This window comes from Ruegeria sp. YKSE079, assembly GCF_059612845.1.
Map to the genome: position 1 here is coordinate 29,903 of NZ_JBXWRJ010000017.1, position 19,683 is coordinate 49,585.

Sequence of the window (19,683 nt, forward strand, 5' to 3'; positions counted from 1 at the left end):
TCTGCCTGTCGAAAACGAACGGAGCGTTTGAGATGCAGGAAATCGTGCCCCGCGCAGCGGATCTTTTGGCAAGACGGCTATACGAGGCCGGCTGCCGCCACGCCTTTGGCATGCCGGGCGGTGAGGTTCTGACCCTGGTCGACGCGCTGGAACAGGCTGGGATTCAGTTTCATCTGGCCAAGCATGAAAATGCTGCCGGGTTCATGGCCGAGGGGGTCCACCACCGCGACGGCGCGCCCGCCATTCTGGTTGCTACATTGGGTCCGGGCGCGATGAATGGCATCAACGTGGTCGCAAATGCGTTTCAGGACCGGGTGCCGATGATCGTGTTGACCGGTTGCGTCGATGCGGATGAGGCGCTGACCTATACGCATCAGGTGATGGATCACGCGCAGGTCTATCGCTCGATCACCAAGGGAACCTTCGTGCTAACGCCCAACGGGGCCGACATCGTTGCCGACAAGGCGGTTTCCTTGGCAACACAGGCCCGCCCCGGTCCGGTGCATATCGACGTGCCGATCTCGGTGGCCGATGCGCGCGTTTCGGTTCCGAGATTGCGGCGGCTGGCCGCTGCCGCGCCGGTGACGCCGCAGGGAACCTGCCTGGAAAAGGCCCGCCACTGGATGGCCGAGGCCGAGCGCCCCGTTGCGATCATCGGCCTCGATACGCTTTATGACGGGTCGCACCGGGTACTCAGGGCATTTCTTGAGCATTTCGGAATTCCTTTTGTCACCACCTATAAAGCCAAGGGCATTCTGCCCGAGGATCACCCGTTGTGTCTGGGCGGTGCCGGGTTGTCGCCGCTAGCGGACAAACACCTGCTGCCACTGGTGGAAAAATCCGACCTGATTTTCTGTATCGGTTATGACCCGATCGAAATGCGCCCCGGCTGGCGCGAAGTTTGGGACCCGAATGAACAGCGCGTCATCGACATCTCGGCGGTGCAGAACGATCACTATATGCATCAGGCGAGCCTGAGTTTTGTCGCCGACACCGCAGCGACGCTGGAAGCAATGGCCAAGAGCGTCCCGGCACGAGAGACTTGGCCGGACGGCAACCCGGAGCAGGTGCGCAAGGCACTTGCGCTGGCTTTCCCGTCCGACGACGAATGGGGGCCTGCAGCCGTCATCGCCGAGACGCGCGCTGTCATGCCCGGCAATACGCTGGCCACGGCCGACAGCGGCGCGCATCGCATCCTGCTGAGCCAAATGTGGGAATGCTTCGAGCCGCGCGGGCTGATCCAGTCTTCGGCGCTGTGCACCATGGGCTGCGCCGTGCCGATGGCGATCGGGCTGAAACTGGCCGAACCGGATCGACCGGTGATCAGCTTTTCCGGCGATGCCGGTTTCCTGATGGTGGCCGGAGAGTTGGCGACCGCCCGCGAAATGGGTGGAAATCCGATCTTTCTGGTCTTCGTCGATGCGTCGCTGGCACTGATCGAGTTGAAACAGCGCAGCCGTCAGATGGCGAACCGGGGCGTGGATTTCGAACACCACGACTATGCCGCGATGGCGCATGCCTTTGGTGGGTACGGCCACACCGTGCATAACCGGGCCGAGTTGCGGATCGCGCTTGAGGAAGCCGTGCAAGCGGACCGGTTTACGGTCATTGCGGCGGAAATCGAACGGGGGGGCTACGATGACCGTATCTGAAGGACCGCTGACAGGCGTCAAGGTGCTGGACCTCAGCCGCATTCTGGCCGGCCCTACCTGCACCCAGTTGCTGGGGGATCTGGGCGCAAACGTCATCAAGATCGAAAACCCCGCGACCGGGGGCGACGATACCCGTCAATGGGGGCCTCCCTATGTCGAGGATGGCGAGGGAAACCGCAGCGACCTCAGCGCCTATTTCATGTCCGCCAACCGAAACAAGAAATCCGTGGCCATCGACATAGCAACGCCCGAGGGGCAGGTGGAAATCCGGCGGCTGGCAGCGCATGCCGATATCCTGATCGAGAATTTCAAACCCGGCGGGCTGGCGAAATACGGTCTGGACTATGACACGCTGTCCAAAGATCTGCCCGGTCTCGTTTACTGTTCCATTTCCGGCTATGGGCAAACCGGGCCGAACTCGGCCAAGCCGGGATATGATCTGATGGCGCAAGGCTATGGCGGGATCATGTCATTAACCGGCGAACCGGACGGCGCACCGATGAAAGTGGGCGTCGGAATCGCCGACGTGATGTGCGGGATGTACGCCACCGTCGGCATTCTGGCAGCTCTGCGGCACAAGGAACGCACCGGTGAAGGACAACAGATCGATCTGGCGCTGGTCGACGCGCAGGTTGCTTGGCTGATCAACGAGGGCGTGAACTATCTGACATCGGGCCAGGTTCCGCAACGGCGCGGAAACGGGCATCCGAACATCGTACCCTATGACGTGTACGAAACTTCGGACGGGCATGTAATCCTTGCCGTGGGGAACGACAGTCAGTTCAGACGGTTCTGCGGTTATGTCGGGCTGGACGCCCTGCCCGACGACCCACGTTTTGCCACCAATCCGGCGCGGCTGGAAAACCGCGATGCGCTGAACGCGTTTCTGCGACCTGCCTTGGTGCAACGGCAGACCGCGGATGTCATCACCGGCCTTGAGGGATTGAAGGTTCCGGTTGGTCCGGTCCGGTCGCTGGATCAGGTTTTCAGCTCGGATCAGGTTGCGGCCCGGGACATGCAGATCGACATGCAGGCGGTGCCCGGCGAGGTGCATCTGATTGGCAATCCTCTGAAGTTTTCGCGTACACCGGTGAGCTATCGCCACGCCCCGCCGGTTTTCGGAGCTGACACAGATCGCGTTCTGAGTGCCGATGACCCATTCAAAAACTGAAACACATCACGCCCGATAAGCAGGGGTTTGCTGAAACATGCCGTTGAATCGGCGGATTATTTCGCGAAATCGACACACTTCCCTTCACCAATTCGCGAGCACCGTCGATACTGGTACGGGGGTCCAATAGAGTTTGTTAAGTCAAGCGCAGACCTAACACCCAATGGATTGGACCCACGCATGAAACAAGACGTATTCGGACAAATGAACAGCCTGTACCACGCGGACAGTGTCGAGGCGTGGGATGGCGTTCTGCTGGGGTTCATGGCGCATTCCGCAGTCACGCCGCAACATTTGGGCAAAGTACTGGAACTGGAACCCGGATTTGCCCTTGGGCATGCTGTCAAAGGGCTGTTCATGCTGCTCCTGGGGCGGCGCGAATTGTTCTCCATCGCCTCCGATGCGCTGGCGTCGGCCGAAGCGGCAATGGCAGAACAACCGATCTCGAAGCGCGAGCGCCATTTTGTCGAGGCGCTGCGTCTGTGGCTGGCCGGCAGCCCGACGCGATCGATTCAGGAGTTCGAAGCCATCCTGCGCGATCACCCGCAGGATACGCTGGCGATGAAGCTCAGCCACGCGGTGAGATTCGTTCTGGGCGACCCCGAAGGCATGCGGCGGTCGATCGAGCGTGTGATGCCCGCCTATGAACCGGATCATCGGGGCCGAGGGTATCTGCTGGGGTGCCACTCCTTTGCGCTGGAAGAAACCGGCGCTTACGAAAAGGCGGAAATCGCGGGCCGTCAGGCGCTGTGGATGGTGTCGGACGATGCGTGGGGTCTGCATGCGGTCGCCCATGTCCACGATATGACAGGAAATGCAGCGCAGGGTCTGGAATGGTTATCCGGACGCGAGGATGCCTGGAAGCACTGTAACAACTTCCGCTATCACGTCTGGTGGCACAAGGCGCTGATGCATCTGGATCTCGGCCAGATCGACCAGGCCCTGGATCTTTATGATCAGGAGGTTCGCAAGGACCGGACCGACGACTATCGCGATATCTCGAATGCGACCTCGCTGTTGAGCCGACTGGAGCTGGAAGGCATCGACGTAGGCGACCGTTGGCAAGAATTGGCCGACCTGAGTGCCGCCAGAACGGAAGATGGCTGCCTGATCTTCGCAGACCTGCATTATTTGCTTGCTTTAACAGGCGATAATCGTGATAGCGCAATCTCGAAAATGCTTCAGCGAATCCACCGAGATGCAAAGCTGGCCAATGATGATACAACACGCCGTATGGCAGACCCGGGAGTCGCGGCAGCGCATGGGTTGGAAGCTTTTGGTAACGCCCAATACGGGGTTGCCTTCGATCATCTGGCGGCCGCCCGTGGTTCGATGATACTTGCGGGCGGGTCGCATGCTCAGCGGGATGTGTTCGAACGGATCACCATCGACGCTGGAATTCGAGCAGGCAGACTGGATGCGGTCGAGCGTATTCTTGACGACCGCCGCGCCAAAAGATCAGGGGGTGAGGACAATTACGCCCTTGCCCGCCGCGCCTTGATCGACGCGGCACGTGGCGGAGAAGGCGCGCAAAGCGTTCCCGCCGAATAAACCAAAGAACCTGGAAGGACAGAAAACGCATGGCGACAATTTCGCCCGCAACTGATTTTGCACCGGCGGTGGCCAGATCCAAGGCCGCCGTGGGAACACGCGATCCGCGACTGGATTTCTATCGCGGCATCGCGATGTTTATTATCCTGATTGCCCATACGCCGAATGATCCTTGGGCAAAATGGATTCCGGCGCGGTTCGGGTTCTCGGACGCCACCGAGATCTTTGTGTTCTGTTCAGGCATGGCCTCGGCCATCGCCTTTGGTGGCGCGTTCGTACGCAAGGGTTGGTGGATGGGAACCGCGCGCGTCGCGTTCCGCACCTGGCAGGTCTACTGGGCGCATATCGGTCTGTTCTTCTTTGTCGCCATGTCCATGGCCGCGCTGGACATGTCCGGATATTTTGACAAAAGTTATGTTGCATCTCTGAATCTGCAGCATTTCTTCAACGATCCGATGCCGCAGATTGTCGGGATGTTCACCCTGACTTATGTGCCGAACTATTTTGACATCCTGCCGATGTATCTGGTGGTTCTGGCGATGATGCCGCTGATGATGGGGCTGAAACAGATCGGGTTCTGGGCAGTCGCAGCCGCGTCCCTCGGCATCTGGATGATCGCTCAGACCGGCGCCTTGGCGCTTCCAGCCGAGCCATGGTCGGACCGTCAGTGGTTCTTCAATCCCTTCGCCTGGCAGTTGCTGTTCTTTACCGGCTTTGCCTTCATGCGCGGCTGGATTCCAGCCCCCCCGGTATCGAAAACCCTCATGTGGATCTGCGTTCTGTTTGTGGTCTTGTCCGCTCCGTTCGGGTCGTGGAAAGTGTTCCTTTGGGTCGATGCCTGGAACAGCGATGTCGCAGACCAGATCCGCAAGACCTGGCCGCTGACCGAGGAGCTGCGTAGCAAGACCGAATTCGGCTTGTTGCGCTATCTGCATTTCCTTTCGCTGGCCTACATCGGCTGGGTAGTCGCGGGCGAGCATGGCTCGCGCCTCGTTGCCGAGGGCGAAGGGTTTGGAGCCCAGGTCTGGCGCTTTTTGCTGACCGTCATCACCAAGGTTGGACAGCAATCCCTTGCAGTGTTCGTGTTTTCCATGGCCGCCGCACGCCTGATCGGGGTGGTTTTGGAACATGTCGAACGCGATGTCGTCACCGTCTTTGTCATTAACATGATCGGCTTTGCCATGCTGATCGGCGTTGCCTATGTGGCGGGCTGGTTCAAGTCGCATCCCTGGAAGTCTCAGAAATGAAATTCACACGTCGCGCATTTCTTGCATCAACTTCGGCCCTGGCATTGACGCCCGCCGCATTTGCGACCGGGTCGGCAGTTCCGTTCAGCCATGACATGGTCATCGCCGAGGCCCGTGACCTGGCGAGCCGCCCCTATGCCGAACGCGAGTCGGTGCCCGAAGCGTGGCGCAACCTGACCTATGAGCAATATCGCTCGATCCGGTTCCGGATCGAAAAGGGCCTGTGGTACGGCACGGAAACCCCCTATTCCATCGATTTCTTTGCGCCGGGGCTCTATTTCCCGCGCTCGGTCCAGGTGTTTTCGGTCCAAGGCGGAATGGCAACGCCGGTGGGGTTCGATCTGTCGATGTTCGACAAGTCCGACGAAGTCCCTGAACTGCCTGTCGGCGATACGCTCGGCTTTTCCGGCCTGCGCCTGCGCACTGAAATGCACCGGCCCGGCAAGACCGATGAGTTCTGCGTGTTTCAGGGCGCCAGCTATTTCCGCGCAATCGGCCTGCACGAGGCGTACGGCCTGTCCGCACGTGGTCTTGCGCTGAAAACTGGTGACCCGGATGGCGAGGAATTCCCTGAATTCATCCAGTTCTGGCTGGAGCGCCCCGCCGTGGGACAGCGCAACATGATCGTGCATGCGCTGATGGACAGCCCCAGCGTGACCGGGGCATACAGGTTCGACATCACGCCCGGGCAGGATTGTGAAATGGACATGCAGGCGACGTTGTTCCCGCGCGAGGAACTGCCCCACGTGGGCATCGGTCCTCTGACCTCGATGTTCCTATATGATCAGACCAACCGCACGCGGTTCGACGATTTCCGCCCCGCCGTTCACGACAGCGACGGGCTGATGATCCGCAACGGTGCCGGAGAGGTGATCTGGCGCCCGCTCGCCAACCCGAAAACCCTGCAGGTTTCGTCCTTTGTCGACCAAAACCCGCGTGGATTCGGCCTGATGCAGCGAGCGCGGGAGTTCTCGGATTTCGCAGATCTTGAGGCGCATTATCACAGACGCCCCGGTGTCTGGGTCGAACCCAAGGGGGATTGGGGCAAGGGAACCGTGACGCTGGTCGAAATTCCGGCGGATCAGGAAATCTATGACAATATCGTCGCCTATTGGCGCCCTGCGGAAGCCTATGCACCGGGCAGCCAGATCGACCTGGCCTATCGTCTGTTTTGGGGAGAGGAACCCAAGCGCACACCGATGCCGCGCGTCATCAACACCGCGATGGGTGACAAGACATTCGGGTCTGGTCGGCTGGTTGTGATCGATTTCGAGGCCAACGAAGTGTTCGACGATCTGGACGCGCTGACCGTCATCGTTCAGTCGCCCCATGTCGAAACCACACCCCCGGTTCTGCAACGCAACCCAGATACCGGCGGCGCACGACTGGCGTTTTCCTTTGAACCGGGCGAACGCGACCATGTAGAGCTGCGCGCGCAATTGCGCAGCGATGGCGAGCCTGCTTCCGAAGTCTGGCTGTACAGGTGGACTGCATGAACCGCGATCTGCACATCATGCCGCCCGAAGCACCGCTGGCGATGCCGGCGCAGGATTTCGGGTGTGAGTTCCGGGATGCCAAGGCACCCGGCACGCAGCCCGCGCAGTCTATTACCCTTTGGCGAGCGCTTGCTTTTTCGCCCGCGATGGCAGCAACCCTGTTGTTGTTGTGGGTGATGCAGGACTGGTTTTCAGGCGACGGTTTCAGTGTGATCGAGGCTGTTCTGCTGGCCCTGATCTCGTTCAATTTCTTCTGGATCGCCTTTACCGTCAGCACCGTCGTCCTGGGCATGGTTTCGCTGTCGCGCCAGGGGAAACCGGAGCGTCAGGCCAAATCTCAGCCCCTTCGCGTGGCGCTGCTGATGCCGGTCTACAACGAGGTTCCGTGGTATGTGCTGGGCAATGCCCGCTCGATGCTGGAAGAATTGCACGCACGCGGCGGGGCACATCGCTATGCGATGTTCATCCTGTCCGACACGCGCGACCCCGCCATTGCCGCCGAAGAGCAGGCCAGTGTAGAAGCGCTGCGCACTACGCTCGCCCCCGATCTTGAGCTTTATTATCGCCGCCGTGAACAGAATACCGACCGCAAGGTCGGCAACATTGCCGACTGGGTCAGCCGTTGGGGTGGCGACTGGGATGCGATGCTGGTGCTGGATGCCGACAGCCTGATGACGGGCCGCGCAATCACCCGGCTGACCGATGCATTGTCCCGCGATCCGGGTGCAGGCCTCATCCAGAGCTTTCCGCAACTGATCGGCGCACAGTCGATGTTTGCCCGGATGCAGCAGTTCGCCAACGGTGTCTATGGCGTGGCCTTTGCCGAGGGGCTGTCGCGCTGGTGCGGACAAGAGGGCAACTATTGGGGCCACAACGCGATTATCCGGACCGAAGCCTTCGCCAGCAGTGCCGGATTGCCAAAGCTGCGCTCGCTGACCGGCGGTGAAAAGCTGATCATGAGCCACGATTTCGTCGAGGCTGGCCTGTTGCGCCGCGCCGGGTGGACCGTACGCTTTCTGCCGCGCATCCGTGGCTCGTACGAAGAAACGCCCCCGACCCTGATCGACCATATTCTGCGTGACCGCCGCTGGTGTCAGGGCAACCTGCAACACCTGAAACTGCTGAACTCGCGCGGATTCCGCCCGATTTCACGCTTTCACATGTTCCACGGCGCGGTCGGATACCTGATGTCGCCGCTGTGGTTTGCCCTGCTGTTGATGTGGGCGCTGATCGGTGAGGGCAAGGACGCGTCTGTCCTGCACTACTTCAGTCCCGACAATCCGCTTTTCCCGCAATGGCCCGAGATGTCCGAGACGCGTCATGTGCTGATCATTCTGGTTATGTATGCGATGTTGCTTGCCCCCAAGCTGCTGGGTATCGCCGCCCTGCCGCTGAGCGGAGCGCGCTATGCCGATTTTGGCGGCGGCTGGCGTTTTGGCGTTTCGTTCGTGTCGGAATTGATCCTGTCGATCCTCTATGCTCCGATCCTGATGGTACAACAGATGATCGCCGTGTTTCGTACCGCGCTTGGCCTGCAAAAGGGCTGGTCGCCCCAGGCTCGCGACGGAGGACGTTACAGCCTGACGACATTGGTCGTCTGCCATGCGCTGGAAACCGTCAGTGGTCTGGCACTGGGCGCGGGAATTTTCTTTGGTCTGGTCTCGGTTTGGCTGGCGCCCATCGCCATCAGCCTGGCGCTTGCCGTGCCTCTTTCGGCGCTCAGCGGAGTCTCGGCGGGCGCGGCGCGACGTTTGCTTGGTATGCGTGAAGAGTTCCGCGAACCCGCAATCACCCGCACCGCTCGCCGCCACCGTGGCGAACTCAAGGCGCTGCTGGAGGGCAAGGGTAACATGACCCCGGCGGAATGATCAGCCGCCGGGCAGCCCTTCGTACCAATCGACCATCATGTCGGCCCACCCACTGGGAACATTGTGCCCACCGGAATGCAGCGCAAATTCCAACGCGCTGCCATCTGAACAGCGGGTCCATTTCCGGCGCATGAACTGATCGTTGTTGCCGATGCTGTCGGGGATGTTGTCGACACATCCGTTTGCCGCACGCCAGATCTCCAGCCCGGCAAAGATATCCCCCTGCTGAAAGCGTCCGCCGCCCAGAAACCTGCCCTCAAGCGGGACCACGTTATCCGCCCAACCGTGGGTGTGAAACAGCTTTACCGGCCCTTTGCAGCTTTGCGGGTGCGGACGCCAGAATCCGCCGGACACCGGTGCATAGGCCGAAAACGCGTCTGGCGCGTCGCAGGCCAGGTAGTTGACCAAAAAGCCGCCTGCGGAAAACCCGGCCAGCACCACACGTTCCCCATCGACACCGAACCGTTGTGCGGCATCCTCGACAACCGAGGTCAGAAAGGCGGTCTCGTCGCGCCCTTCGCGGTCGCGGCCGGGATAAAAGTTCCAGCTGCGCCGCCGGTTGGGCCGCACCTCGCCCATGGGCGCCATCACCGCATATCCTCGTGCCAACAGCGGCTCGACCATGGTCCGGTTCTTCATTGTGCTTTCGCCGCTGCCGCCATAGCCGTGCAGGAAGATCACCAAGGGCGGATTGGTCTGCTCGGGCAGTTCGATGTGATATTCGCCCATGGCGGTTTCACATACACCCGCATCAGGGCCGCACATGGCGGATACCGCTGAGGCTGATGTCGCAAGGCACATGGCCAGACCAAGGGCTCGGATCATCCCGTCTCTCCGTCATACTTGAACACCGGCAATCCGGTTCTGACCCAACCGGGTCCGGCACGAGAGCCAAGCATGCCCTCGGGTACGTCGATAATAGCGGAAAACCCGGCCTGGGTCAGCTTGTTGCTCAGCCGGGCCGAGCGCACACCGCGCGCGCAAATCAACGCGATGGGGCGGCTGGTGTCGCCCCCGACAATACTTGTCAGAGCGTCGATGAAATCCTCGCGCCGCATGTCGAGTGGTTTGGCACCTTCCCCGACGCCGGATGCGCGCCACTCCTGCGGTGTTCGGATATCGATCAGCAATATCTCGTTGTCCGTCGCTTTTTGGTGAGCTTCGGATACGCTGAGACGCCCACCGCCATAGTCTTCGGGAATCAGCCTGTATTCACGGACGCCCCAGCCGACTGCCAGTGCAGCGGCCGCCATCAATACAAGGCGGCGTGACAACTTTGGGGATCTGCTCAACTCAAAACCCATATATGAAACTCGACTTTTCCAAAAACACTTTTACCACAACCTGACGCCGCCCGCGCCCGTACTTTGCCGGGCCACGATCAAGAATGCGTCAAGACGCGCTTGGACTCATTTTCCTGCCTCCTTGGCCCTAGAAAAACCGGAAATTCCCTTCGAAACTGGACACTCGGGCAAAAATCCTTACTGATTTCCTTTAATTTGCGCGCAACACCCGGAGGCTACCGTTGTCACTCTTCCTCATCGCGGCCCTTCCCTTTATCGGAGCTGTCTTTCCCGCCCTGCTGATCCGCGCCGGCCGAAACGCCGCTGCATCGAGCGCCGGACTGACCAGTTTTCTGGCCCTCGCAGGGTTGTTGATTCACGTGCCTTCGGTGATGAGAGGCGAGTTGGTGACAGCCCGGTTCGACTGGATACCGGGTTTGGGTCTGAACGCGAATTTCATGCTGGACGGGCTGGGATTGCTGTTTGCCTCGCTCATTCTCGGAATCGGGCTTCTGATCATCCTATACGCACGTTTTTACCTGTCACGCGAAGACCCGATGGGCCAGTTCTATTCCTACCTTCTGCTGTTTCAGGGCGCCATGGTGGGCATCGTTCTGAGCGACAACATATTGTTACTTATAGTATTTTGGGAGCTTACCTCGCTGAGCTCCTTCCTGTTGATCGGGTACTGGAAGCACCTGCCCGAAGGCCGTCAAGGCGCGCGCATGGCCCTGGCGGTGACCGGGTCGGGTGGATTGGCGATGATCGCGGGCATGCTGATTCTGGGCAATATCGTGGGGTCCTATGACCTGAGTACGATCCTGCAGAACAAGGACATCATCCAGTCCTCGCCGCTATACCTACCTGCGCTGATTCTGATTCTGCTCGGTTGCTTTACCAAATCGGCGCAGTTCCCGTTTCATTTCTGGCTGCCGCACGCGATGGCGGCACCCACACCGGTTTCCGCCTATCTGCACTCGGCCACGATGGTCAAGGCGGGGCTGTTTCTGATGGCGCGGATGTGGCCTGCGCTGGCGGGCACTTCCGAATGGTTCTACATCGTCGCCACCACCGGGTTGGTGACGATGGTGATCGGCGCGGTCATCGCGCTGTTCAAGGACGACCTCAAGGCGCTTCTGGCTTTCTCCACCGTCTCCCATCTGGGCCTGATCACCATGCTTTTGGGCTTTGGAACCCAGATTGCCGCCGTGGCGGCAGTGTTTCACATCATCAACCACGCCACGTTCAAGGCCGCGCTCTTCATGACCGCAGGTATCGTCGATCACGAGGCGCATACACGCGACATCAAACGATTGGGCGGGTTGCGGCACCTGATGCCGATCACGTTTACCATCGCCACCATCGCCGCGTTGTCGATGGCGGGCCTGCCGCCGCTGAACGGCTTTCTCAGCAAGGAGATGATGCTGGAAGAGACTGTGCACACCGTCTGGAACCACTCACACTATCTGGTTCCGGGCCTCGCACTGCTGGGTTCACTGTTTTCGGCGGCCTATTCGTTCCGCTTCATCGCGCATGTATTCCTGGGTCCCAAACGCGACGATTACCCGGCCACACCGCATGATCCCGGCGTCGGCATGTGGTTGTCGCCGGCGTTTCTGGTGATGCTGGTGCTCGCCATCGGTCTCTTTTCCAAAGCGATTGTTGGTCCGCTGGTTGCAATTGCCTCGACTGCCGTCATTGGCGACGACCACCTGCCCTATTACTCGCTGAAGATCTGGCACGGCTTCACCCCTGCGCTGTACATGTCGGCAGTGGCAACCGTCGGCGGACTTGTCCTGCTTTGGCAGCGCGGAACGCTGGAGCGGATCTGGAACAGCCTGCCGCGCCCCGAAGCAAAGACCATCTTCGACGCGATTATCGGCGCCTTTACTGCCCTGAGCCGCTGGATCACCGACAGCCTGCATAACGGTGTACTCAGCCGCTATGCCGTCATTTTCGTCGCGTTCACCGTGGGTCTTGGGTATTACGCCTATTCCAGCGGCAGCATCGGCGCCCCCACGCGCGTTCCCCTGCCCGCCCCGATCATCCCGATCATCGGCTGGATCTGTCTGGTCGGCGCGACGATGGCGATCATGTATTTCCACCGAAACCGCCTGCTGGCACTGGTCCTGATTGGCGTTGTCGGGCTGATCGTGTCGATGGCCTTCAACTATCTTTCCGCCCCCGATCTGGCGCTGACCCAGATCTCGGTCGAAGTGGTGACCATGATCCTGCTGTTGCTGTCACTGAACTTCATGCCGACCGTGACACCGTGGGACAGCTCTCCGCAGCGGCGATGGCGGGATGCAGCTATTTCTGTCGTGGCCGGATTGGGAACCGGCGGCCTGATCTATGCGATGATGATGCGGGATTTCGCCTTTCCGACCATCTCGGATTTCCACCTCGCCAACTCCTACAAGGGCGGTGGCGGCACCAACGTGGTAAACGTCATCCTCGTGGACTTCCGCGGCTTTGATACCTTTGGCGAAATCATCGTTCTTGGCATCGCGGCCCTGGTGATCTTTGCCCTGACCGAGGCTGTTCTCGCGACCAAGGTTCGCGCCTATCTGCTGAACCGCAAACCGCACTGGCCGCAGTCGGGAGATTCGCACCCGCTGATGATGGTTGTCGTCACCCGCGTGATGATGCCCATTGCCCTTATGGTCGGCGCCTATATCTTTGTGCGCGGACACAACCAGCCGGGCGGCGGGTTCATCGCGGGCCTGATCGTGGCCATAGCCTTCCTGATGCAATACATGGCCAGCGGTTTCACCTGGGCCGCCGAGCGGCAGCGGTTCTATTACCACGCCACCATCGGCTGGGGCGTGCTGATCGCGGCGGCCACCGGCCTTGGCGCCTGGTTCAACGACATGCCGTTCCTGACCAGCGACTTCGGCTACCTCCATTGGCCGCCTCTGGAAGAGTTCGAGTGGGCCACCGCGATGCTGTTCGACACCGGTGTGTTCCTCGCCGTTCTGGGTGCGGTCATGCTGGCGCTTGAAAGCCTGTCGAGATTTGCCTGGCAGCCGGGCATTGCCCAGAAATACCCGATGGATATCAACCCGATGCGCGATAATCTGGATGAAGCCGAAGGAACCGGCGAAAGGGAGGAGGCCTGATATGGAAGCTTTGGTTGCATCCGCCGTTGGCATCATGACCGCCGCCGGGATTTTCCTGATCCTGCGTCGCCGCACCTTTCCCATGATCCTCGGGCTGTCGTTCCTGAGTTATGCGGTGAACGTGTTTCTGTTCGCCACCGGGCGGTTGGCCACGAACGCGCCTCCGGTTCTGAACAAGTACAAGGAGGTCGCTTATACCGATCCGCTACCACAGGCGCTGGTGTTGACGGCTATCGTGATCTCGTTCGGGATGACGGCGGTGATCGTGATCATCTCGCTCGGCGCCTATTTGTCATCCAAGGACGATCACATAGACATGACCGCCCACGACAGCGTGGATGAGGCAGGAGAAGAGGCATGAACCACTGGATCGTCGCCCCGATCGTTCTGCCCGCGATCCTGGCCCCGTTCATCGTCATGGTCCTGCGCCATCATCTGGACCTGCAGCGCATCTTTTCCGTCGCAGGCGCGGTCGGCTTGCTGGGCGTCGCCCTGACGCTGACGGCGCAAGCCGCGACCGGGGACATACAGATATACGAACTTGGAAACTGGCCGGCACCGTTTGGCATTGTTCTTGTGCTCGACCGTATGTCGGCCATGATGGTGCTGCTGACGGCGATTCTGGCGCTGCCGGTCCTGCTTTACGCCATCGGATCCGGCTGGGACAAACGTGGCAGGCATTTCCACCCATTGCTTCAATTCCAGTTGATGGGGGTCTGCGGCGCATTCCTGACAGGGGATGCCTTCAACCTGTTTGTGTTTTTCGAGGTTCTGCTGATCGCCTCCTACGGTTTGATGATCCACGGTGGTGGGTCGGTGCGGCTGAAGGCGGGCGTGCAGTACGTCACCTATAACCTGCTGGGATCCACCCTATTCCTTTTTGCTCTGGGCACGCTGTATTCCATCACCGGAACGCTCAACATGGCTGATCTGGCGGTGAAAGTTGCGGAACTGCCTACCGAGGACACCGCTTTGTTGCGCGTCGGCGCGGTGTTGCTGCTGCTGGTTTTCTGCATCAAGGCCGCAGTCCTGCCGCTGCATTTCTGGCTGCCCGCCAGTTATGCCAACGCGCCGTTGCCGGTTGCAGCACTTTTTGCGATCATGACCAAGGTGGGCGCCTACTCGATCCTGCGGATGTATACGCTGGTCTTTGGTCCCGATGTCGCGATATCGCACGGGCTGGTCGGGGATTGGCTGTTGCCTGCGGCGGTTCTGACGCTGGCGGTCGGCACCATCGGCATTCTCGGCGCACAGCACATTGCCCGTCTGGTCGCTTTTGCGGCCATCGCGTCCATGGGAACGTTGCTGATCGCGATTTCGCTGTTCAACGTCGAGGCGGCGGCCTCGGCGCTTTATTATATCGTGCACTCGACCTTTGCGACCGCCCTGCTTTTCCTCATCGCCGATCTGGTTATGGAGCGCCGCGGCGGCGCTATCGAGAGCAAACCACCGATGGCACAAAACGGCCTGATCGCCACGTTGTTCTTTATCGGCGCAATTGCTGCTGCCGGGATGCCGCCGCTGTCGGGTTTCGTGGGTAAGCTTCTGGTGCTGGATGCGGTGCGCGACGCCACCGATTATGCGCTGATCTGGGCGGTTATCCTGATCAGCTCTTTCGTCACCATCGTGGGACTGGCGCGGGCAGGGTCGCTGATCTTCTGGAAAAGCTACGAGGCGCAAAGCCCCTTGGAACCTGCATCGGATGCTGAGCCGGAAGATCCTGCACCGGTCGCGTCACCATCCGGGCTGGCCTTCACCGCCGTCTTCGGGGTTGTGGCCGGTCTGGTCCTGCTGACCCTCTTCTCGGGACCGGCATTGGAGTATGCTTCGGCCACAGCGGCACAACTCTTTGCGCCGCAAACCTATATTGATGCTGTTCTGAGCGGAGGACAGGGATGAAACTGATACGCCGGGTTTTCCCGCACCCTCACATGTCAGTGCTTTTGACTGTCGTCTGGTTGTTGCTGGCCAACGCACCTTCACTGAACTCTTTGGTATTCGGTTTGTTCCTGGGGATTGTCATCCCGTTTGTCACCCAACCCTACTGGCCCGACCGTCCCAAGCTGCGGAACTGGCCGATGGTGGCGGAATACATCCTGGTCGCGCTATACGACATCATCGTCGCCAATATCGCCGTGGCCCGGATCGTTCTGTTCAAACGCGATGCCGACCGGCAGCCCGCCTGGATCAGCATTCCGCTGGAACTGCGCACGCCCGAAGCTATTACTGTTCTGGCCGGCACCATTACCATGACCCCTGGCACCGTCAGCGCAGATCTGTCGGCACAGGGGCATTATTTGCTGGTGCACTGCCTTGACGCGCCCGATCCGGACGCTGTGCGCGACGAGATCAAGCACCGGTACGAACGCCGCCTGAAGGAGATTTTCGAATGATCACCTACGCGATCTATTTCACCTTTGCCTGTTTCGGAGCGGCCATCATCATGTGTCTATGGCGCATCATCACCGCCGACGGCGTCGGAACTCGGGTTCTGGCGCTGGACACAATGGTCATCAACACCATCGCCTTGCTGGTACTCTACGGGCTGTTCATCGGCACCGAAATATTTTTCGAAGCCGCGATGATCATCGCCATGCTGGGCTTTGTATCGACCGTGGCCTATGCGCGCTTCATGCTGCGCGGCAACATCATCGAGTGAGGGCGACATGGAAATTCTGTTCGAACTCCTGATCAGCTTTTTTCTGATCGTCTCGGGTATTTTCGGTTTTGTCGGCTCGTTCGGGATGATCAAGCTGAAGGACCCGATGTCGCGCCTGCACGCCCCAACCAAGGCAACAACGCTTGGGGTTGGCGGCGTTCTGCTTGCCTCGATAGGCCATTCCGTCCTTATCGAGCATCACTTGTCGCTGCATGAGCTGTTGATCACCCTGTTTCTGTTTCTGACTGCCCCGATCACGGCCCTGTTCATTGCCAAATGGCACATTCACCGTCATGTACGCCCCGAAGACCTGCCAAGTGTTGGCGAGGATGGCGTCTGGGCCACCCATGCCACCCCGCAGGACGAAGACGCACAGGACCCGACGACCAACTGACGCCCATGCAAACACCGCACCTGCCCCTGACCCGCGATCTGGTACTGATTGGCGGCGGACATACCCATGCCCTCGTTCTACGCAAATGGGGCATGAACCCTTTGCCAGGTGCGCGGCTTACCGTCATCAACCCCGGTCCGACCGCACCTTATTCCGGCATGCTGCCCGGTTTCGTGGCGGGGCACTATGACCGGTGGGAACTGGATATCGATCTGGTTCGACTTGCCCGGTTCGCCAGGGCGCGCGTGGTTCTGGGCATGGTCGAGGGCATCGATCTTTCCCGGCGCGAGGTGCTTGTACCCGGCCGGCCGCCCATCGGGTTCGACGTGGCATCGGTGAATGTCGGCATCACCTCGGACATGCCGGCGCTGCCCGGTTTCGCCGAGCACGCGATACCGGCCAAGCCGCTTGGTCCGTTCGCCGCGCGTTGGGCCGGATATCTGAATGGGGCGGGCCCTGCTTCGGTCGCGGTGATCGGCGGCGGCGTGGCCGGGGTCGAACTGGTGATGGCGATGGCGCATGCCCTGCGCAGTCGCAGCCGCGCGGCGCGGGTGACGCTGATCGACGCGGCAACGGCCCTGACCGCCACGCGCTCTAAAGCTGCCGCGCGGATCAGGCGGGCGATGGCGGACCTGGGTATCGACGTGATCGAGAATACCGGTGTCGAAAGCATCGAACTCGGATGCCTGACGCTGACGGATGGACGCCGGATCGAAGCCGAATTCGTCACTGGCGCTGCGGGTGCGCGCGCCTATGACTGGATCGCTGAATCCGGTCTGGCACTGCATGATGGCTACATCTCGGTGAACGGCTGTCTGCAATCCAGCGACCCGAATGTCTTTGCCGCGGGCGACTGCGCTCATCTGGCCGAAGATCCGCGCCCCAAGGCCGGGGTCTATGCGGTGCGCGAGGCACCGGTTCTGTTCGACAATCTGCGCGCCGCGCTGGGGTCGGGCCGAATGCGCCGCTATGTTCCGCAAAAGGACTATCTGAAACTGGTGAGTTTGGGCGGAAAATCCGCGCTCGGCGAACGGTTCGGAACATCTTTCAGCGGTCCGCTGATGTGGCGGTGGAAAAACCACATCGACCAGAAATTCATGAACCGGTTCCGCGACCTGCCCCGGATGTCGCTGCCGCCCCTGCCCCGCCACCATGCGGCAGGCCTGCGCGAGGCACTGGGCGACAAACCGATGTGCGGAGGGTGCGGCGCCAAGATCGGGCGAGGCGCGTTGCGCGAAGCGCTGGCTGCCCTGCCACATCACGTACGGGCAGATGTGACACCGCTGCCGGGCGACGATGCCGCCCTGCTCAGGACCGGCGGGGTGCGTCAGGTCATGACCTCGGACCATTTGCGCGCGTTGGTGGCTGATCCGGTCCTGATGTCCCGTATTTCAGCGGTGCACGCACTGGGCGACATCTGGGCAATGGGCGCACAGCCACAGGCGGCAACCGCGACCCTGATCCTGCCACGCATGTCGGTCGACTTGCAGCGGCGCACCATGGCCGAGATCATGTCCGCCGCGAACAGCGTAATGCGTGCGGCCGGGGCGGAAATCATCGGTGGCCACAGTTCGATGGGCGACGAAATGACTATCGGCTTCACCGTAACAGGTCTGTGCGACCGCGACCCGATCACCCTGTCGGGCGGCATGGCGGGCGACAGCCTGATTCTGACCAAACCATTGGGCAGCGGTGTTCTGATGGCCGCCGAGATGGCCGGACAGGCAGACGGCGCCTGGATCGCCGCCGCGTACGAACATATGGTTCAGCCCCTAGGCGATGCATCTGCGATACTTTCGCAGGCTCATGCAATGACCGACGTGACCGGATTTGGCCTTGCCGGACACCTGCAAGGCCTGTGCGAGGCGTCAGGATGCGGTGCTGAACTCGATCTGGATGCGATTCCGGTCATGGCAGGAGCGTTGGACCTGGCCGAAAAAGGCGTGCGATCCACCCTGTTCACGGACAACCGGGGGCTGACACCCGAGTTGCCCGAAGGTGGCAAGACCGATCTGTTGTTCGACCCGCAGACTGCAGGTGGCTTGCTGGCGGCTGTCTCCCCAAAGGATGCCGAAAAACTATTGCAAGAGTTACGAAACGCCGGATACCCGGCCGTAGTCATCGGTCGGTTAACCGACAGGCCCGGTCTGACCCTTCAGAGCTGAGACAGAATCCATTCGATCTGTGCCACAGCGTGATCCAGGCCCGTACTATCCAATGATTGCGCGGTGACGCGCGCCAGCGGTTCGGCCGCACGCGCCCTGCGCGACCTCGTGTAGGCCGGGTCATAGTGCTGCTCCATCAGCAAGCGGGTCAGCCCTTGCTTGTCCCCGGCTTCAATCAGACCGAACCAGGTATCCACCACATCGTGTCCCCTATGAAACCGTAATGGGTTCAACCGGTCGCGCAACCGGTCGCCATCCGAAAGGATGTCATCATAAGCACGAACGAGATACGCCGCCCGCGCCTCGATCGGGGCGGAGAGTTCGATCCGGGGTGCCACACAGAGTGATGACCACAGACTGGGCGGCAGGATGCGTTCACCCACCTTCGATGATTCCGCCTCGACCACGACGGGCCGTGCGGGATCAAGCGCGCAAAGCACCCCGGCAAGGGCCGATTCAAACGCTTTCTGGCTGGGTTGCCCGCCAGGCATTTCCCCCAATAGCGAGCCGCGATGATTGGCCAGCCCCTCCAGGTCTACCACCTGTGCACCGCGCGCACCGAGGCGCTCCAGAAGCTCGGTCTTGGCGGTTCCGGTATACCCATCCAGCGCAATGAAACGATGCGGCAGGGGATCGTCATAGAGATACCGGTTCACCAGCCGCCGATAGGTACGATACCCGCCCTCGATCACGTCAGCGCGCCAGCCGATCTGTTGCAGCATCCATGTGAACGATCCGGAGCGCTGCCCGCCGCGCCAGCAATAAACCAGTGGCCGCCAGTTGCCATCATGGTGGCTAAGGTGCTGTTCCACGTGACCCGCGGCGTTTCGGAATACCAGCGCGGCCCCCAGTTTGCGGGCCAGAAACGGGCTTTGCTGTTTATAGATCGTACCCACCCGCGCGCGTTCCTCGTTGTCGAGAACCGGCAGGCTGATTGCTCCGGGCAGATGATCCTCGGCGTATTCCGCCGGGCTGCGCACGTCGATCACGGTGTCGAAACCGTGGGCGTAAAGCTCGGGTAAGGTGTTGAAATTCAGTGCCATGATGACCGTCTATCCCGCCCGCAGACAAAGGGAAA

16 protein-coding genes are annotated in these 19,683 nt (G+C 60.7%); 13 read left to right on the forward strand and 3 right to left on the reverse strand.

Annotation, left to right across the window (positions count from 1 at the left end):
• Positions 1-32 precede the first annotated feature (32 nt).
• From AC2FMY_RS15715 to mdoH, 6 genes are all read left to right on the forward strand, one after another.
• Positions 33-1,652: a thiamine pyrophosphate-binding protein gene (locus AC2FMY_RS15715; RefSeq protein ID WP_496807683.1), complete on the forward strand. Its 1,620-nt coding sequence runs from the start codon at positions 33-35 to the stop codon at positions 1,650-1,652.
• On the forward strand, positions 1,639-2,823 hold the full coding sequence (locus tag AC2FMY_RS15720) for a CaiB/BaiF CoA transferase family protein (protein WP_496745691.1): 1,185 nt from the start codon (positions 1,639-1,641) through the stop codon (positions 2,821-2,823). Before AC2FMY_RS15715 ends, AC2FMY_RS15720 begins: the two co-directional genes overlap by 14 nt.
• A 180-nt stretch (positions 2,824-3,003) precedes the next feature.
• Positions 3,004-4,374, forward strand: coding sequence for a tetratricopeptide repeat protein (locus AC2FMY_RS15725; RefSeq protein WP_480751278.1), 1,371 nt, complete (start codon positions 3,004-3,006; stop codon positions 4,372-4,374).
• Between the two features lie 29 nt (positions 4,375-4,403).
• Positions 4,404-5,621: an OpgC family protein gene (locus AC2FMY_RS15730; protein WP_496807684.1), complete on the forward strand. Its 1,218-nt coding sequence runs from the start codon at positions 4,404-4,406 to the stop codon at positions 5,619-5,621.
• The gene (locus AC2FMY_RS15735; protein WP_496745695.1) at positions 5,618-7,117 is read left to right on the forward strand and encodes an OpgD/OpgG family glucan biosynthesis protein; all 1,500 of its coding nucleotides are present in this window, start codon (positions 5,618-5,620) and stop codon (positions 7,115-7,117) included. The genes AC2FMY_RS15730 and AC2FMY_RS15735 overlap by 4 nt, the downstream gene beginning before the upstream one ends.
• Entirely contained in the window at positions 7,114-8,985 is a 1,872-nt protein-coding gene (mdoH, locus tag AC2FMY_RS15740; RefSeq protein WP_496745697.1) for a glucans biosynthesis glucosyltransferase MdoH, read from the forward strand. The genes AC2FMY_RS15735 and mdoH overlap by 4 nt, the downstream gene beginning before the upstream one ends.
• Here the strand turns inward: mdoH and AC2FMY_RS15745 are convergent, their stop codons facing one another.
• Both AC2FMY_RS15745 and AC2FMY_RS15750 read right to left on the reverse strand, forming a co-directional pair.
• The gene (locus AC2FMY_RS15745; protein ID WP_480751271.1) at positions 8,986-9,810 is read right to left on the reverse strand and encodes a CE1 family esterase; all 825 of its coding nucleotides are present in this window, start codon (positions 9,808-9,810) and stop codon (positions 8,986-8,988) included.
• Positions 9,807-10,277 (reverse strand): rhodanese-like domain-containing protein, encoded by a 471-nt coding sequence (locus AC2FMY_RS15750; RefSeq protein WP_496807685.1) that lies wholly within the window; start codon positions 10,275-10,277, stop codon positions 9,807-9,809. The genes AC2FMY_RS15745 and AC2FMY_RS15750 overlap by 4 nt, the downstream gene beginning before the upstream one ends.
• A 233-nt stretch (positions 10,278-10,510) precedes the next feature.
• Between AC2FMY_RS15750 and AC2FMY_RS15755 the strand changes: the two genes are divergently transcribed.
• The 7 genes from AC2FMY_RS15755 to selD are packed head-to-tail and all read left to right on the forward strand — an operon-like array spanning position 10,511 to position 18,605.
• Complete coding sequence (locus AC2FMY_RS15755) at positions 10,511-13,387, forward strand: monovalent cation/H+ antiporter subunit A (protein WP_496807686.1); 2,877 nt, start codon at positions 10,511-10,513, stop codon at positions 13,385-13,387.
• Position 13,388: 1 nt separating this feature from the next.
• Positions 13,389-13,748 (forward strand): Na+/H+ antiporter subunit C, encoded by a 360-nt coding sequence (locus AC2FMY_RS15760; RefSeq protein ID WP_480751267.1) that lies wholly within the window; start codon positions 13,389-13,391, stop codon positions 13,746-13,748.
• Positions 13,745-15,286, forward strand: a complete 1,542-nt coding sequence (locus AC2FMY_RS15765) for a monovalent cation/H+ antiporter subunit D (protein ID WP_496745701.1) — start codon at positions 13,745-13,747, stop codon at positions 15,284-15,286. The genes AC2FMY_RS15760 and AC2FMY_RS15765 overlap by 4 nt, the downstream gene beginning before the upstream one ends.
• Positions 15,283-15,780, forward strand: a complete 498-nt coding sequence (locus AC2FMY_RS15770) for a Na+/H+ antiporter subunit E (RefSeq protein WP_480751263.1) — start codon at positions 15,283-15,285, stop codon at positions 15,778-15,780. Before AC2FMY_RS15765 ends, AC2FMY_RS15770 begins: the two co-directional genes overlap by 4 nt.
• The gene (locus AC2FMY_RS15775) at positions 15,777-16,046 is read left to right on the forward strand and encodes a K+/H+ antiporter subunit F (RefSeq protein WP_480751261.1); all 270 of its coding nucleotides are present in this window, start codon (positions 15,777-15,779) and stop codon (positions 16,044-16,046) included. The genes AC2FMY_RS15770 and AC2FMY_RS15775 overlap by 4 nt, the downstream gene beginning before the upstream one ends.
• 7 nt (positions 16,047-16,053) lie before the next feature.
• Positions 16,054-16,440: a Na+/H+ antiporter subunit G gene (locus AC2FMY_RS15780; RefSeq protein WP_480751259.1), complete on the forward strand. Its 387-nt coding sequence runs from the start codon at positions 16,054-16,056 to the stop codon at positions 16,438-16,440.
• 5 nt (positions 16,441-16,445) lie between these two features.
• Positions 16,446-18,605, forward strand: a complete 2,160-nt coding sequence (gene selD, locus AC2FMY_RS15785) for a selenide, water dikinase SelD (protein WP_496807687.1) — start codon at positions 16,446-16,448, stop codon at positions 18,603-18,605.
• On the opposite strand, the gene mnmH is transcribed toward selD, so the two are convergent.
• Entirely contained in the window at positions 18,596-19,648 is a 1,053-nt protein-coding gene (mnmH, locus tag AC2FMY_RS15790; protein WP_496807688.1) for a tRNA 2-selenouridine(34) synthase MnmH, read from the reverse strand. The genes selD and mnmH overlap by 10 nt on opposite strands.
• Positions 19,649-19,683: the final 35 nt, after the last annotated feature.

Coding starts and splice junctions, on each gene's coding strand:
- AC2FMY_RS15715 (WP_496807683.1), top strand. CDS start 33: ATGCAGGAAATCGTGCCCCGCGCAGCGGATCTTTTGGCAAGACGGCTA.
- AC2FMY_RS15720 (WP_496745691.1), top strand. CDS start 1,639: ATGACCGTATCTGAAGGACCGCTGACAGGCGTCAAGGTGCTGGACCTC.
- AC2FMY_RS15725 (WP_480751278.1), top strand. CDS start 3,004: ATGAAACAAGACGTATTCGGACAAATGAACAGCCTGTACCACGCGGAC.
- AC2FMY_RS15730 (WP_496807684.1), top strand. CDS start 4,404: ATGGCGACAATTTCGCCCGCAACTGATTTTGCACCGGCGGTGGCCAGA.
- AC2FMY_RS15735 (WP_496745695.1), top strand. CDS start 5,618: ATGAAATTCACACGTCGCGCATTTCTTGCATCAACTTCGGCCCTGGCA.
- mdoH (WP_496745697.1), top strand. CDS start 7,114: ATGAACCGCGATCTGCACATCATGCCGCCCGAAGCACCGCTGGCGATG.
- AC2FMY_RS15745 (WP_480751271.1), bottom strand. CDS start 9,810: ATGATCCGAGCCCTTGGTCTGGCCATGTGCCTTGCGACATCAGCCTCA.
- AC2FMY_RS15760 (WP_480751267.1), top strand. CDS start 13,389: ATGGAAGCTTTGGTTGCATCCGCCGTTGGCATCATGACCGCCGCCGGG.
- AC2FMY_RS15765 (WP_496745701.1), top strand. CDS start 13,745: ATGAACCACTGGATCGTCGCCCCGATCGTTCTGCCCGCGATCCTGGCC.
- AC2FMY_RS15770 (WP_480751263.1), top strand. CDS start 15,283: ATGAAACTGATACGCCGGGTTTTCCCGCACCCTCACATGTCAGTGCTT.
- AC2FMY_RS15775 (WP_480751261.1), top strand. CDS start 15,777: ATGATCACCTACGCGATCTATTTCACCTTTGCCTGTTTCGGAGCGGCC.
- AC2FMY_RS15780 (WP_480751259.1), top strand. CDS start 16,054: ATGGAAATTCTGTTCGAACTCCTGATCAGCTTTTTTCTGATCGTCTCG.
- selD (WP_496807687.1), top strand. CDS start 16,446: ATGCAAACACCGCACCTGCCCCTGACCCGCGATCTGGTACTGATTGGC.
- mnmH (WP_496807688.1), bottom strand. CDS start 19,648: ATGGCACTGAATTTCAACACCTTACCCGAGCTTTACGCCCACGGTTTC.